This window comes from Sphingomonas sp. BLCC-B65 (assembly GCF_028550675.1).
Lineage (GTDB): Bacteria > Actinomycetota > Actinomycetes > Actinomycetales > Microbacteriaceae > Microbacterium.
Window position 1 is genome coordinate 847,382 of the sequence record NZ_JAQQGL010000001.1, and the last position, 14,695, is coordinate 862,076.

At 68.5% G+C, this 14,695-nt stretch carries 17 protein-coding genes; 1 reads left to right on the plus strand and 16 read right to left on the minus strand.

Going from position 1 to position 14,695, the window contains the following annotated elements; genetic code table 11:
* Positions 1-19: 19 nt before the first annotated feature.
* The 10 genes from pheT to infC all read right to left on the minus strand — a co-directional run bounded on the left by pheT (position 20) and on the right by infC (position 9,404).
* Positions 20-2,545: a phenylalanine--tRNA ligase subunit beta gene (pheT, locus tag PP359_RS04175; RefSeq protein WP_499249953.1), complete on the minus strand. Its 2,526-nt coding sequence runs from the start codon at positions 2,543-2,545 to the stop codon at positions 20-22.
* On the minus strand, positions 2,545-3,585 hold the full coding sequence (gene pheS, locus PP359_RS04180) for a phenylalanine--tRNA ligase subunit alpha (protein ID WP_499249954.1): 1,041 nt from the start codon (positions 3,583-3,585) through the stop codon (positions 2,545-2,547). Before pheS ends, pheT begins: the two co-directional genes overlap by 1 nt.
* Positions 3,586-3,643: 58 nt before the next feature.
* Positions 3,644-4,594 carry an amino acid ABC transporter permease gene (locus PP359_RS04185; RefSeq protein WP_499249955.1) on the minus strand — a complete coding sequence of 317 codons (951 nt, stop codon included), beginning with the start codon at positions 4,592-4,594 and terminating at the stop codon, positions 3,644-3,646.
* Positions 4,591-5,238 carry an amino acid ABC transporter permease gene (locus tag PP359_RS04190; protein ID WP_036317774.1) on the minus strand — a complete coding sequence of 216 codons (648 nt, stop codon included), beginning with the start codon at positions 5,236-5,238 and terminating at the stop codon, positions 4,591-4,593. Before PP359_RS04190 ends, PP359_RS04185 begins: the two co-directional genes overlap by 4 nt.
* Before the next feature lie 84 nt (positions 5,239-5,322).
* Entirely contained in the window at positions 5,323-6,237 is a 915-nt protein-coding gene (locus PP359_RS04195) for a glutamate ABC transporter substrate-binding protein (protein WP_499249956.1), read from the minus strand.
* 64 nt (positions 6,238-6,301) lie between these two features.
* On the minus strand, positions 6,302-7,030 hold the full coding sequence (locus tag PP359_RS04200; protein WP_499250810.1) for an amino acid ABC transporter ATP-binding protein: 729 nt from the start codon (positions 7,028-7,030) through the stop codon (positions 6,302-6,304).
* Between the two features lie 148 nt (positions 7,031-7,178).
* Complete coding sequence (locus PP359_RS04205; protein WP_036318576.1) at positions 7,179-7,979, minus strand: TrmH family RNA methyltransferase; 801 nt, start codon at positions 7,977-7,979, stop codon at positions 7,179-7,181.
* Between the two features lie 75 nt (positions 7,980-8,054).
* Positions 8,055-8,435: a 50S ribosomal protein L20 gene (rplT, locus tag PP359_RS04210; protein WP_005048911.1), complete on the minus strand. Its 381-nt coding sequence runs from the start codon at positions 8,433-8,435 to the stop codon at positions 8,055-8,057.
* A 30-nt stretch (positions 8,436-8,465) separates the two neighbouring features.
* Positions 8,466-8,660 (minus strand): 50S ribosomal protein L35, encoded by a 195-nt coding sequence (gene rpmI / locus PP359_RS04215; RefSeq protein ID WP_005048908.1) that lies wholly within the window; start codon positions 8,658-8,660, stop codon positions 8,466-8,468.
* Positions 8,661-8,735: 75 nt separating this feature from the next.
* Positions 8,736-9,404, minus strand: coding sequence for a translation initiation factor IF-3 (infC, locus tag PP359_RS04220; RefSeq protein ID WP_082013814.1), 669 nt, complete (start codon positions 9,402-9,404; stop codon positions 8,736-8,738).
* Positions 9,405-9,638: 234 nt separating this feature from the next.
* Between infC and PP359_RS04225 the strand changes: the two genes are divergently transcribed.
* Positions 9,639-10,037 (plus strand): DUF1844 domain-containing protein, encoded by a 399-nt coding sequence (locus PP359_RS04225; protein WP_036318582.1) that lies wholly within the window; start codon positions 9,639-9,641, stop codon positions 10,035-10,037.
* Positions 10,038-10,052: 15 nt separating this feature from the next.
* Here the strand turns inward: PP359_RS04225 and PP359_RS04230 are convergent, their stop codons facing one another.
* The 6 genes from PP359_RS04230 to PP359_RS04255 all read right to left on the minus strand — a co-directional run bounded on the left by PP359_RS04230 (position 10,053) and on the right by PP359_RS04255 (position 14,538).
* Positions 10,053-10,847, minus strand: coding sequence for an SseB family protein (locus PP359_RS04230; RefSeq protein WP_036318584.1), 795 nt, complete (start codon positions 10,845-10,847; stop codon positions 10,053-10,055).
* Positions 10,831-11,577 (minus strand): bifunctional 1-(5-phosphoribosyl)-5-((5-phosphoribosylamino)methylideneamino)imidazole-4-carboxamide isomerase/phosphoribosylanthranilate isomerase PriA, encoded by a 747-nt coding sequence (priA, locus tag PP359_RS04235; protein WP_036318587.1) that lies wholly within the window; start codon positions 11,575-11,577, stop codon positions 10,831-10,833. Before priA ends, PP359_RS04230 begins: the two co-directional genes overlap by 17 nt.
* A 63-nt stretch (positions 11,578-11,640) precedes the next feature.
* Positions 11,641-12,339, minus strand: a complete 699-nt coding sequence (gene hisH / locus PP359_RS04240) for an imidazole glycerol phosphate synthase subunit HisH (protein ID WP_036318590.1) — start codon at positions 12,337-12,339, stop codon at positions 11,641-11,643.
* Positions 12,336-12,947 (minus strand): imidazoleglycerol-phosphate dehydratase HisB, encoded by a 612-nt coding sequence (gene hisB, locus PP359_RS04245; protein ID WP_036318593.1) that lies wholly within the window; start codon positions 12,945-12,947, stop codon positions 12,336-12,338. The genes hisH and hisB overlap by 4 nt, the downstream gene beginning before the upstream one ends.
* A gap of 58 nt (positions 12,948-13,005) precedes the next feature.
* Positions 13,006-14,103: a histidinol-phosphate transaminase gene (locus tag PP359_RS04250; RefSeq protein ID WP_499249957.1), complete on the minus strand. Its 1,098-nt coding sequence runs from the start codon at positions 14,101-14,103 to the stop codon at positions 13,006-13,008.
* Between the two features lie 54 nt (positions 14,104-14,157).
* On the minus strand, positions 14,158-14,538 hold the full coding sequence (locus PP359_RS04255; protein ID WP_499249958.1) for a LysM peptidoglycan-binding domain-containing protein: 381 nt from the start codon (positions 14,536-14,538) through the stop codon (positions 14,158-14,160).
* Between the last annotated feature and the right edge of the window lie 157 nt (positions 14,539-14,695).

Below are 14,695 nucleotides of genomic sequence, written 5' to 3' on the forward strand. Positions count from 1 at the left end.
ACGAACCGCGAACCCCCGGCTACTCGCGAATGCTCGCCGCGTAGCGCTCCGCGGCGACGGCCACTCCGGCGAGCTTCGCGTCGGTGGCCTCGGCGGCCGTGAGCGTGCGATCCGGCGCGCGGAAGCGCAAAGCGAAGGTGAGGCTCTTCGTACCTTCGACGAGGCCCGTTCCGCGGTAGTCGTCGACGAGTCGGACCGCCTCCAGCAGTGTGCCCGCACCCTCGCGCAACGCCGACTCGACGTCGCCCGCGACCACGTCTTCGCCGACGACCAGCGACACGTCCTGGGTCGCCGCCGGGTACCCCGACAGCGATGGCGCCACGTCGGGGGCACCGGCACGGCGCAGCACGCGGTCGAGATCGAGCTCGGCGACGTAGACCTCCCCGTGCAGGTCCGCGTCGGCGGCCACCTGCGGCAGCACCTGGCCCACGTAGCCCACCTCGTCACCGGCGACCGTCAGCACTCCCGCGCGGCCGGGATGCAGCGCGGCGCGCTGCCCCTGGGCGACCTCGATGCGCACTCCCGCTCCGGCGGCGATGGTCTGGACCGCGCCGAGGACGTCCGAGAGGTCGACCGGGATCGGAGCATGACCGGGCTGCTTGGCGACCATGTCACCCGTCAGCAGCACCGCGACGTGGCGGGGCTGCGGCGGCAGGGCGGCGTTCAACGCGGCGATCGTCTCGTCGTCCGGGCGCACCGCCAACGGCGGTACGGTGTCGGTTCCATACGTCACGCCCTCTTCCGGGGTGAACACGAGTCCCGTCTCGAACAGGGCGAGGTCGCCGAGGCCGCGCGCCTGGTTGCGGTGCGCGACCTGCAGCAGCCCCGGCACGAGGGAGCGGCGGAGGTACGGCGCCTGACCGTCGAGCGGGTTCGCGAGCTTGACCGATGCCACGGGCTCCCCCGACGCCGACCCGTGCAGGGCGTTCGCCTCCGCCGTGGAGAACGGGAACGAGGGCGTCTCGACGAAGCCGGCAGCGGCGAGCGCGTTGGCCACCCGGCGCCGCCCCTTCTGCACCGACGTGAGGCCGCGGCCGGAGGGCGGCGTGGGCAACACCGACGGAATGCGCTCGAGCCCGTGGATACGGGCCACCTCCTCGGCGAGCGTCCATTTGTCGGTGAGGTCAGGACGCCACGTCGGGGGAATGACGTGCCAGCCGTCCGTCGCACCATCGAGCTCGTCGCCCGGCAGCACCTCGCAGCCCACCATCTCCAGGGCGTCGGTGATCTCGGCATCCGTGTAGTCGACGCCGATCAGCTGCGGTACGAAGGCGCGCGGCAGCTCGATGCCGCCCACGAAGACCTCGCCGAACAGCGCACCCCCGAGGTCGGCGTCGAGAGTGCCGCCGGCGAGCTCGACCATGAGGTCGGCGACGCGACGGGCCGCCACGAACGGCAGGAGCGGGTCCACTCCGCGTTCGAAACGACGCGAGGCCTCCGACGGCAGCTTGTGACGGCGTGCCGTGCGGGCGATCGTGACCGGGTCGAAGATCGCGGCTTCGACGAGCACATTGCGCGTCGAATCCGTCATCTCGGTGGTGCCGCCCCCCATCACACCGGCGAGACCGATGGGGCCGGAGTCGTCGGTGATGAGGAGGTCCTCGGCGCTGAGCGTGCGCTCCTTGCCGTCGAGGGTGGTCAGCTTCTCGCCCTCGTGCGCGCGGCGCACCGTGATGCCGCCCTGAAGTCTGTCGAGGTCGTACCCGTGGATGGGGTTGCCGAGCTCGAGCATGACGTAGTTCGTGATGTCGATCAGGATGCCGAGCGAGCGGATACCGGCGAGGGTCAACCGCGCCACCATCCAGGGCGGCGTCGGCCGAGTCGGATCGACGCCGCGGACCACGCGGGCCACGAACTCGCTGGCTCCGACGCGTCCGCGCAGCGGCAGACGGTCGTCCACGACGACGGCGAACCCCGAGCCGGGCTGCACGTCGTCCCACGCGTGCGCGGCGGGGTCGGTGAAGGCGGCACCGGTCGCGTGCGAGTATTCGCGGGCGATCCCGCGGATCGACAGGGCGTAGCCACGGTCAGGAGTGACGTTGATGTCGACGGCGACGTCGTCGAGGCCCAGCAGAGCGATCGCGTCGGTGCCGACCTCGGGGTCCAGGCCCAGTTCGACGAGCCGCAGGATGCCGTTGTGCTCGTCACCCAGCCCGAGCTCGCGCGCGGAGGCGATCATGCCGTCCGAGACATGACCGTAGGTCTTGCGCGCGGAGATGGGGAAGGGCCCCGGCAGGGTGGCGCCGGGCAGCGAGACGACGACTTTGTCGCCCTCGACGAAGTTCGACGCGCCGCAGACAATGCCACGGACGCCGCCGTTCGCCGCACCGACGTCCACCTGGCACCACCGGATCGTCTTGCCGTTGGACTGCGGCTCGGCGTCGAAGGAGAGCACCTGGCCGACGACGACCGGTCCACTGATCTCGAAGCCGATCGCCTCTTCCTCCTCGAAGCCGACCGACACGAGCGCCGCGAAGACATCGTCGGTCGTGGCGTCCTGGGGAAGCTCGACGTACTCACGCAGCCACGACAGAGGGACGCGCATCAGACCACCATTCCGAACTGCTCACTGAAACGGACATCGCCTTCGGCCATGTCCCGCATGTCCTGCACGTCCGAGCGGAACATCAGCGTGCGCTCGATGCCCATTCCGAACGCGAACCCCGAGTAGACCTCGGGGTCGATCCCGGCCGCGCGGAGCACGTTCGGGTTGACCATTCCGCATCCGCCCCACTCGATCCAACGCGGGCCGCCCTTGAAGGTGGGGTGCCAGAGATCCAGCTCTGCCGACGGCTCGGTGAAGGGGAAGTAGTTGGTGCGAAAGCGCGTCTTCGCCTCGGCGCCGAACAGCACCCTCGCCGCGTGATCCAGCGTGCCCTTCAAGTTCGCCATCGTGATGCCCTTGTCGACGACGAGACCTTCGAACTGGTGGAAGGCCGGCAGGTGGGTCGCATCGAACTCGTCGGTGCGATACACGCGCCCGGGCGAGAGCACGTAGATCGGCACGTCGCGCTCGAGCATCGATCGCATCTGCACCGGGCTGGTCTGCGTGCGAAGCACCAGGTGTCGCGCGATCGGGTCGACGAAGAATGTGTCCTGCAGCTGGCGTGCCGGGTGATCGATGTCGAAGTTCAGGCCGTCGAAGTTGTACCACTCGTGCTCGAGCTCGGGGCCCTCGGCGATCTCCCACCCCATGCCGACGAACAGGTCGGCGATCTCCTCCTGCAGCAGGGACACCGGATGCCGAGCCCCGACACGCGTCCGCGGTGAGACGGCGGTGATGTCGATGCGCTCGGACTCGAGCTGGGCCGCGGACTCCGCAGCGGCGAGCTCTTCCTCACGGGCGGCGAGGGCCTGCGTGAGACGAGCGCGCGCCTGCCCCACCAGTTTGCCGAAGGCCGCCTTCTGATCGTTCGGCACATGCCGCAGCTGCGCGTTCAGCCGCGCCAGGGGCGAGCCTTCGCCGGCGTGAGCGGCGCGCGCGGCCTTCACCTCGATCGTCGAGCCTGCCGCGGCGATGGCTGAAAGCGCGTCGACGACGGCGGCATCGACGTTCTCTGGAGTGATCTCGGGTGCGTCAGACACAAGAGAGGAGTCTACCGGGGGGCGGACAGCCATCCCTGCCGCGCTGGTCGCCCGCCGATCAGCGCGGACGGCGCGGCAGACGTGTCGGTCCGCCGCCCTCGTTGCCCGTGGAGCGATCGGTCGACTGCTGCAGACCGATCAGCTGGGTATCGGTCGTCGCCCCCACCGGGTGGTGCAGCGCCCCGCCTTCCGCCGCTTGCTGCTGTTGACGACGCTTCGTACGCTGCTCGATGCGGTACGCGACGTAGCTCAACGCCAGGCACATGGCGACGTAGATCGTGCCGCCGATGATGGCCGTTTGGATGAGGGGCGAGCTGTACACCGCATTCGAGCCGAGCAGCTTGATGACATACAGCAGCTCCGGGTACGTGATGATGAAGCCGAGCGCGGTGTCCTTGAGGGTGACGACGAGCTGGGCGACGATGACGGGCATCATGGCCCGGATCGCCTGCGGCAGCAGCACGAGTCGTAGCAGCCCGGCCTTGCGCAGACCGATGGCGTAACCCGCCTCGCTCTGGCCGCGCGGCAGCGACTCGACGCCGGCACGGATGACCTCGGCGAGCACCGAGCCGTTGTACGCGACGAGGGCGATCACGACCGCCCAGTAGGGCTCCATCCGGATGCCGACGACGGGCAGGCCGTAATAGAGCAGCATCATGAACACGAGCACCGGGACGGCGCGCAGAACCTCGGTGACCCAGCCGACCGGGATCCGCACCCAGGCACGATCCGACAGGCGCCCGATCGCGAGGACGAATCCCAGCACGAGGGCACCCACCGCCGCGGCGGCGAAGGCGGCGAGCGTGGCCAGGGCCCCGTCGAGCAGACGCTGCCAGATCGTGGCGTAGGTGAAGATCTCCCATTTTTCGGCGGCGAACTGACCGGTGGCGGCGAAGCGCCAGATCACCCATCCCGCCGCCGCCGCGATCACGACGATCGTCAGAACACCGAGAACGCGGTTGCGGACGATCGCCTTCGGTCCGGGGACGTCGTAGAGGACGGAGCTCATCGCGCGACCTTCCATCTGCGCTCCATCGCCCGCTGCAGCCATGCGAGAAGCAGCACGAGGGCGACGAAGATGACCATGACCCACAGCAGCGTCACGAGCTGGTTCTCGCCGCGCTCGCTGAGGTTGCTGCGGACCGAGCCGAGGTTGAGCACCGAGAAGCCCGCGGCGACGGTCGTGTTCTTCAACAGCGCGATGAGCACGCTCATCATGGGTGGGATGACCGAGCGCGTGGCCTGCGGCAAGACGACGAGGGTCATCACCTGACCGAACGTGAGCCCGAGTGCACGCGCGGCCTCTGCCTGGCCCACCGGAACGGTGTTGATGCCCGAGCGCAGCGTCTCGGCGACGTAGGTCGCCGTGTAGACCCCGAGGGCGAGCGTGGCCAGCAGGACCGCGTCGATGCGCTCGCGCAGCAGGATCGGCAGGCAGAACGCGAAGAAGAACATGACGAGGGTGAGCGGGGTGTTGCGGATCCAGTTGACGTAGACCGCGCCCACCGCCCGCGCTGCGGGAATCGGCGAGACGCGCATGGCGCCCACGACGAAGCCGAGCACCAGTGCGAGGATGCCGCCTCCGACGAACAGCACCATCGTCCCTCTGAGCGCCTCACCCCAGAGATCGAGGTTGTTGGTGATGATCTCCACCGCGCCGCCTTCCATCGTTCTCGTTGTCGTCGTCTGGATACCGGATGCCGGCGGCAGCGCACTCGTCGCTGCCGCCGGCATGCCTCAGCTCGCGGCGTCGGCCGGGGGCTGCGTCGCCTTCACGCCGGAGGCGCCCAGGTTCTTGTCGAAGATGGCCTGCCAGGTCGTGCCACCGTCGGTGAACATCGTGTTGATGAACGCCTGGAGCGCGGTGTCGCCCTTCGCGATACCCACGCCATAGCGCTCCTCACTGAAAGGCTCGCCGACCACCTTGAGCTTGTCGGGGCTCTGCGCCGCGTAGCCGATGAGGATCGCTTCGTCGGTGGTGACGGCATCGACCTGGCCGTTCTTCAGGTCCTCGACGCAGGCCGAGTAGGTGTCGTACTCCTTCGTCTTGGCCGGCGTCTCATCCTTGATCCGCTGGATCGAGGTCGACCCGGTCGCCGAACAGACGGTGTCCTCTGCGGTCAGCGCGTCTTTTCCGGTGATCTTGTCGTTGTCGGCCGCGACCAGCAGACCCTGACCGGTGATGAAGTAGGGGCCGGCGAAGGAGATCTGCTGCTTGCGCTTGTCGGTGATCGAGTACGTGCCGACGTAGTAGTCGATGTCCCCGTTCACGATGGCCTGCTCACGGTTGGCCGAGGCGATCGGCTGGAACTGGATCTTGTCCTCGGCAACGCCCAGCGAGGCGGCGATCCAGCGCGCGATGTCGACGTCGAAGCCGCTGCGCGTGTTGGTCACCGGATCCAGATAGCCGAGGCCGGGCTGATCCTCCTTGACGCCCACCGTGACGGTGCCGGAACTCTTGATCTTCTCGAACGTGGGGCTGCCGTCGAGCGTCACGTCGGTGGCGACCGTCCAGGGATTGTCCGCGGCACCCGACGCGCCGCCGGTGGAGCCCGGCTCTGCACCGGGCGTGCCGCTGTTGCACGCGGTGAGGGCGAGCGCGGCGAGCGCGACCCCAGCGACGCTGGCGGCGATTCTCTTCTTCTTCAGCATGTGATCCTCCTGTTTCGTATCCATCTCTCGTTGACCGCGCCGGTGCGGGGCGCGGACGTCTTCGTCAGTGCGTGATCAGCTTGGAGAGGAAGTCCTTCGCCCGATCGCTCGTGGGCGCCGTGAAGAACTGGTCGGGGCTGGCCTGCTCGACGATCTGTCCGCCGGCCATGAAGACCACGCGATCGGCGGCCTTTCGGGCGAAGCCCATCTCGTGTGTGACCACGATCATCGTCATACCGTCCTGAGCGAGACCGACCATGACGTCCAGAACCTCGTTGATCATCTCCGGGTCGAGCGCACTGGTCGGTTCGTCGAACAGCATGACCTTGGGCTTCATCGCCAGCGCGCGGGCGATCGCGACACGCTGCTGCTGGCCGCCGGAGAGCTGTCCCGGCAGCTTCGATGCCTGATGCCCGACGCCGACGCGCTCGAGCAGGATCTTCGCCTCGGCCTCGGCATCCGCCTTCTTCATCTTCTTGACCTTGATGGGACCGAGCGTGACGTTCTCGAGGATCGTCAGGTGCGAGAAGAGATTGAAGGACTGGAAGACCATCCCCACGTCGGCCCGCAGTGCGGCAAGCGCCTTGCCCTCCTTCGGCAGCTCCTTCCCATCGATGGTGATGGTGCCGCTGGTGATCGTCTCCAGACGGTTGATGGTGCGACACAGCGTGGATTTACCCGAACCGGATGGGCCGATGACGACGACGACCTCCCCGCGGTTCACGGTCAGATCGATGTTCTTGAGCGCGTGAAACGCGCCGTAGTGCTTCTCGACACCGGTGACGACGACCAGGGGATCCCCCCGCCGGACCGTGATGTTCGACGTCGCGGGAGCCGGGCTGGAATGAGACATGCGGGCCAGCCTAGGCAGATCCTGTGGACGGCGCCCGACTTATACACAGGATCTTGACCGAGTCGTCACCGACCCGGAACAATACGCGTCAGCGTTCGCCGCGCTGCGCGAATGCCGTTTCGTACAGGCACACGCTGGCTGCGGTGGCGAGATTCAGCGACTCGGCACGACCGTAGATCGGAAGTCTCAGCGAGAGGTCGGCGAGAGCCAGCGCGTCGTCGTCGAGACCGCGCGCCTCATTGCCGAACAGCCAGGCAGTGGGCGCGGAGAGTGCGTCGCGTCGCGCGAGGAAGTCCTCTCCCCCGACGTCTGCCGCGACGACGCGTAGGCCGGCCGCGTGCGCGCGCTCGACGGTTGCCGACAGCTCCGCGCCGACGGCGACGGGAACGTGAAACAGCGAACCGGTCGTGGCGCGCACCACCTTCGGGTTGTATGGATCGACCGTCCGCCCGGTCAGCACCACGGCGTCCGCGCCAGCGGCATCGGCGGCGCGGATGATGGTGCCGAGGTTGCCGGGGTCGCGCACCTCCTCGCAGATCGCGATGAGCGTCGGCGAGGCGGCGAAGATGTCCTTGAGCGACGTCGGCGACTGTCGTGCCACGGCGACGATGCCCTGCGGGGTGACGGTGTCGGCCATCGCGTCGAGCACCGCCTCGGTGGTGAAGACGATCTCGAGGCCGGCGTCTCCCGCGGCATCACGGATGTCCTGATGACGCTCCATCGCCGTGGGCGTGGCGAACAGCTCGACGAGGGTGTCGGGGCGGAAGGCGAGAGCCTCTCGGGCCGCCTGGGGTCCTTCCAGCAGGAACAGCCCGGTCTCCTGTCGGGCGCTGCGCTTGGTCAGCTTGGCGACGGCGCGCACACGTGGAGAGCGAGGGTTTTCGAGCACGATCTCATCCTAGGGAATGAAGAAGGGGTGTCCCCCGCTGGGAGGACACCCCTTCTCGTGCTGTGTGGGCAGTGATTACGCCTTGGGCGCGTTCACGTCCGCCGGCAGCGCCTTCTTCGCCGTCTCGACGAGCGAGGCGAAGGTGGCCGGCTCGTTGACGGCCAGCTCGGCGAGCATGCGACGGTCGACCTGCACGCCGGCCAGGCCGAGGCCCTGGATGAAGCGGTTGTAGGTGATGCCGTTCTGACGGGCCGCGGCGTTGATGCGCTGGATCCACAGGCGGCGGAAGTCGCCCTTGCGCTTGCGGCGGTCACGGTACGCGTAGACCAGCGAGTGGGTGACCTGCTCCTTGGCCTTGCGGTACAGGCGCGAACGCTGTCCGCGGTAACCGGATGCGCGCTCGAGGATGACGCGACGCTTCTTGTGGGCGTTGACGGCCCGCTTGACTCTAGCCATTTTCTTCTACTTTCTCGTCTGCGTCAGCGCTCAGATGCCGAGGAGCTTCTTGGCGACCTTCGCGTCGCCGGGAGCCAGGATCTTGTCCGCCGACAGGCGGCGCGTGCGCTTGGTGGGCTTGCCTTCGAAGTTGTGGCGGAGGTTCGCCTGCTGCTTCTTGATCTTCCCGCTACCGGTGACCTTGAAGCGCTTCTTGGCACCCGAGTGGGTCTTCTGCTTCGGCATGTCTCTATCCTTCGTTGTGGTTCCCGCGGGGCGGGAGCTCTGGGGGCCGGGAGGCTGCGCCTCCGGCCTGCGGCCTTACTCCGCGGGAGCGGGCTCGGCGGCGGGGGCGACCTCGGGCTCGGCACCCGGGGCGCTGCGCGCCTGGCGTGCCGCCTCCTTGTTGGCAGCACGCTGGGCGTTCTGCTCGGTCTTCACCTCGGACTTGTTCTTGTGCGGGGCGATGACCATGACCATGTTGCGACCGTCGATCGTGGGGTTCGACTCGACGGTGCCGTACTCCGCGACGTCCTCGGCGAACTTGCGCAGCAACCGCACACCCTGCTCCGGGCGCGACTGCTCACGACCACGGAAGAGGATCATGGCCTTGACCTTGTCGCCGGCCTGCAGGAAGCCCTCGGCGCGCTTGAGCTTGGTCGTGTAGTCGTGCGCTTCGATCTTCAGACGGAAACGGACCTCCTTGAGAACCGTGTTCGCCTGGTTGCGGCGTGCTTCCTTCGCCTTCTGCGCAGCCTCGTACTTGAACTTGCCGTAGTCCATGATCTTGACCACGGGCGGCTTCGAGTTGGGGGCGACCTCGACGAGGTCGAGATCTGCTTCCTGAGCGAGGCGCAGGGCGACCTCGATGCGGACGACGCCGACCTGCTCACCCGCGGGTCCGACGAGGCGGACCTCGGGAACGCGGATGCGGTCATTGGTGCGGGGATCGCTGATGCGGAACTCCTTAGTCGTACGGGTGGGTGCCACCGGACACAGGGGTGTGTCTCGGGCGGAAGATCGTCACGTCCACCCCGCACGACGCGCACGTCGGCTTCGTTCCTGCACCCTCACCCGCCCCGACTGCTCGGTGCGGCGACCTCGACGGACGAGGCGGAGTGCGTGACCCGGTAGCCTGGAGCGGCAAGCGCGGGTGGGATGTGATCCTCTTTCGTTCCGGAGCAGAACACTCCGGCGCCCGCACAGTCTAGCAGAGAGCAGCACGTGGACACGATTCCTTCCACCCCCGACCCGCACGACGCCGAACGGCTCGCCCGATGGGAGGAACAGGAGCGCGCCTCCGCCGCCGCTACCCGCGACATCGCCGACGTTCCCGCGGTGGAGGTCATCACGACCGCAGCCGTGCACCTGATGAGCGCGGCCGCCGTCAAGACCGGCCTCGCGGACGACCCGGAGACGCAACGGGATCTCGACGAGGCGCGCAAGCTCATCAACGCCCTCGCGGGGCTGATCACGGCCGGCGCACCGGAGATCAGCGACATGCATGCGCGCTCGCTGCGTGACGGCCTGCGCTCGCTGCAGCTCGCGTTCCGGGAGGCATCCGTCATCCCCGACCCGATCGGCAAGGGCCCGGGCGAGAAGTGGACCGGTCCCGTCACGTGAGACGCCGCGCGGCGATCAGCCGCGGACGAGCTTGACCGTCAGGGAATCGACCAGCACAGCGATGCGATCGTCGGCGGCCCACCGCGCCGCCAACCTCTGCAGGGTGGCGTCCAGCTGGGACTGGTCGAGCCCGTCGACCAAGTGCAGGCGCACGATGAGTTCCGGGCCGCGCAGACGCGCCTGCGGATCGCCCGGCGCCACCGACAGATCCAGCACGCCCAGTTCGGAGCCGACCGACTCCTGCAGCCCCGCGTACACCTCCGGCGAAGTGTGCGCGGGTTCCCACGCCAGCCCCTGCCCGAGGGCCCATACCGCGGGGCGACGCAGCACGAACTCGGTCTCGGATGCCGGGTCGATCACGATCAGGTCGGTGTCGTCGGCAGCGGCGGCCAGGGCGGTGCGGACGCCGTCGGCCGGCACCGGCCGCGCCTTCGGATCCCACGCCGCCATCGTGCGCACCGACGTGAAGACGGGCAGCACACGCCGTCCGTCGGGTGCGGCAACCGTGACGATGGAGAGCTCCTGCGTCTTGTCGACGGTGTGACCGGACGGGGCGATTCCGACGTCGCCGGCCTCGGCGACCAACGGGATCAGCAACCGGGCGGAGCGGTAGGCGTCCACGACCGCGCGCGCATCGCCCTCGCCTCGGCCGAACGCACGCAGCGCCGACAGCAGCGCGGGATCCGCGGAGCCGTCGTCACCGGCGTGCGGATTGGCCTCGAAGGAGCGCCCCGCCCACGGCACGCCGGCAGAGTCCGTAACGCAGGTGTGCGCCGCGGCGTCGTCGGGACGCTCAGCCTGCGGCGACATCCAGCGCCTCGGCGAGGGTGAAGGCCCCCGCATAGAGTGCCTTGCCCACGATCGCGCCCTCGACGCCGAGGGGAACGAGCTCCCGCAGGGCGGCGATGTCGTCGAGATTCGAGATGCCGCCCGAGGCGACGACCGGCTTGACCGTGCGCGTGGTGACCTCGCGCAGCAACTCGAGGTTCGGACCCTTCAGCGTGCCGTCCTTGGTGACGTCGGTGACCACATAGCGGCTGCATCCCGCGTCCTCGAGGCGCTCGAGCACCTGCCAGAGGTCGCCGCCGTCGCGCGTCCATCCGCGCGCGGCCAGCGTCGTGCCGCGCACGTCGAGCCCGACCGCGATCGCGTCGCCGTAGCGACCGATCACATCCGCTGCCCATTCGGGGTTCTCCAGCGCGGCGGTGCCGAGGTTGATGCGGGTCGCGCCCGATTCGAGTGCGGCTTCCAGTGTCGCGTCGTCGCGGATTCCTCCGGACAGCTCCACCTGCACGCCCTTGAGCTGCTTGATCACCTTGCGCAGCACCGCGGAGTTGTTGCCGCGCCCGAAGGCGGCATCCAGATCGACGAGGTGGATCCACTGAGCGCCATCGCGCGCCCACGCCAACGCCGCATCGACGGGATCGCCATAGCTCGTCTCGGTGCCGGCCTCGCCCTGAGTCAGGCGCACAGCCTTGCCGTCAGCGACGTCGACGGCGGGCAGAAGGATCAGTTCGGGGGTCGACGCGAAATCGTTCATGGCTCCAGGAAAGGTTCAGTGGCCGCGACGTGCGGACACGAGGACACACAAGCAGAGAGACTACTACCGGGTGCGGGTGAGCTCCTGCGGAAGCGAGGAGATCCAGTTGGCGAGCAGGCGGATGCCGGCCTCGCCGCTCTTCTCCGGGTGGAACTGGGTCGCCGACAGCGGCCCGTTCTCCACCGCCGCGAGGAACGGCGTGCCGTAATCACACCAGGTGAGGGCCGGCTCACGGAACGGGCGCGTGACCTCGAGCGACCAATGCTGGGCGGCATAGGAGTGCACGAAGTAGAACCGCTCGTCTTCCAAGCCGCGAAACAGCGTCGAGCCCTCACCGGGCCGGACCGTGTTCCAACCCATGTGCGGAAGCACCGGCGCATCGAGCTCGGTGACCGCCCCCGGCCATTCACCGAGTCCCTCGGTGTCTTCGCCGCGCTCCACGCCGTGCTCGAACATGACCTGCATGCCCACGCAGATGCCGAGCACCGGCAATCCCCCCGCGAGACGGCGTTCGATGATCTCGTCGCCGCGCGTCGCGCGCAGCGCCTCCATCACGGCGCGGAAAGCTCCCACACCGGGGACGACGAGGCCGGCGGCGGCGTCGATAAGTCCGCGATCTGCGGTCAGCCGCGCATCGGCGCCAGCGGCGACGAGCGCCTTGACGGCGGAGTGGACATTGCCCGACCCGTAGTCGAGCACCGCGACGAGGGGACGGTCGTCGAGATCGGCACCGGTCTGGGGGGCGGAGGCGGCGTCGGTCACAAGGCCCCCTTCGTACTGGGGATGCCGTGGACCAGCGGGTCGAGCGCCTTCGCCTGTCGGAAGGCGCGAGCGACGGCCTTGTACTCGGCCTCGGCGATGTGGTGCGGGTCGCGTCCACCGAGCACCGTGACGTGCATCGTCACACCGGCGTTGAACGCGAGCGCCTCGAAGGTGTGGCGCACGAGCGACCCGGTGAAGTGGCCGCCGATGAGATGGTGTTCGAACCCGACGGGCTCACCGGTGTGGACGAGGTAGGGACGCCCGCTGATGTCGACGACCGCCTGCGCCAGCGCCTCGTCCAGCGGAACGAGGGCGTCTCCGTAGCGCGAGATGCCGCTCTTGTCGCCGAGGGCCTGGCGGATCGCCTGTCCCAGGACGATCGCGGTGTCTTCGACGGTGTGGTGCGCGTCGATGTTGGTGTCGCCGGAGGCACGCACGGTGAGATCGGTGAGCGAGTGCTTCGCGAACGCCGTGAGCAGGTGATCGAAGAAGGGCACCGTGGTGTCGATGCGGCTGTGCCCGGTGCCGTCCAGATCGAGGTCGAGTTCGACCGTGGATTCGCTGGTCGCGCGTCGCAGGGATGCCGTGCGGGAGGCCGGGGTGCTCATGAGCCGAGTCTACCGAGAGCCCGCACGGGGCCTTGGCGTGTTACCCCGACGGTGACGGTCAGTGCGCGCCGGAACCGCCCGGTCCAAGCAACGCCAGCGCATCGAGGAAGGCCGTGGACTCCTCCTCCGTGCCGGCGGTGACACGCAGACTGTGGGCGATCCCGACGTCGCGGATCAGAACACCGCGGTCGTAGAGCCCCTGCCACGTCGTCGCCGGATCTTCCACACCCGAGAAGAGCACGAAGTTCGTCCAGCTCTCGAAGGGACGGTATCCGAGCGCATCGAGGGTCGCAGAGATCCGGTCACGCTGAGCGACGATCTCGTCCACCATGGCGAGCATGGCCGGCGCATGACGCAACGCGGCGGAGGCTGCTGCCTGGGTCAGCGCGCTGAGGTGGTAGGGCAGTCGAACCAGACGCAGCGCATCGATGACGGCGGGGTCGGCCGCGAGGTAGCCGACGCGAGCGCCCGCGAAAGCGAAGGCCTTGCTCATCGTGCGCGACACCACGAGGCGCGGCCGGTCGGCCAGCAGCGTCAGCGCGGACCGGGAATCGCGGGGAGCGAACTCCTGGTAGGCCTCGTCGACGATCACGATGCCCGGCGCCGCGTCGTAGACCGCCTCGATCACATCGAGACCCAGCGGCGTTCCCGTCGGATTGTTCGGCGCACACAGGAACACGACGTCGGGCTGCGCACGGTCGATCTGGGCCGCGGCGTCGTCGGGGGCGAGCGTGTAGTCGACGCCACGCGTCCCGCTGACGTAGGTCGCACCCGTCGCGCGAGTGAGCAACGGGTACATCGAATAGGTCGGCGCGAAACCGAACGCCGTCCGTCCGGGGCCGGCGAACGCCTGCAGGAGGTGCTGCAGAACCTCGTTGGATCCGTTCGCGGCCCAGATCTGCGCGGCTGAGAGGCCGTGACCCAGATACTCGGCGAAGCCTTCGCGCACGGCGGTGAACTCACGATCCGGGTAGCGGTTCACCTCCCGAAGAGCGCGCGCGATGCTGTCGAGGATGTCGTCCGCGACCGCTTCCGGCACCGGATGAGTGTTCTCGTTGACGTTCAGCGCGACGGGCAGCGGAGCCTGCGGGGCCCCATACGGCGTGAGGCCGCGCAGGTCATCTCTGAGAGGAAGGTCATCGAGTCGAACGCTCACCCTCACCATCGTAGGGGTCGCCGCGAGACCCGGACGAGGTCGGTCAGCGGCCGCTCAGCGACCGGCGGAGTACTCGGCCGGGATCGCGATGCTCTGCCCGGCGTCGAGGCTGCCCGATTCCAGCGCATTGAGCCGCACGATCGCGTCGACCGCGTCCCGCGGGTCGACGTCGGGAGCGACCGCGCGCGCGATCGACCAGAGCGTATCGCCCGGCTGCACCGTGACATGGGTGAACGTGACTCCCGACGCCCCCTCGTTCGAGGCCAGCGCACCGCCTCCGGACACGATGCCGATGCCGAGCGCGACGACGACCGGGACCGAAGCGAGGAAGGCGAGCACCCGGCGACCGCGAACCGTCAGGCGCAGACGGGTGACCGGGGCCGCCGCGATGACACGGCCACGGGGCGAAGCGCCGAGGATGTCGATCGTGGTCATGAGTTCCTCCTTGAGACGTGTCCCGCTCCGGGGCGTCGAGTTGAAAGCGTCACTTCGAAGATTCGATTCGAGATTCGCATCCTCCTCTCGGCCGGGAGAGGTGGATGCGAATCTCTGTTCCGAATCTATCTTCGATAGTGTTCGAGTGTCAAGCCCT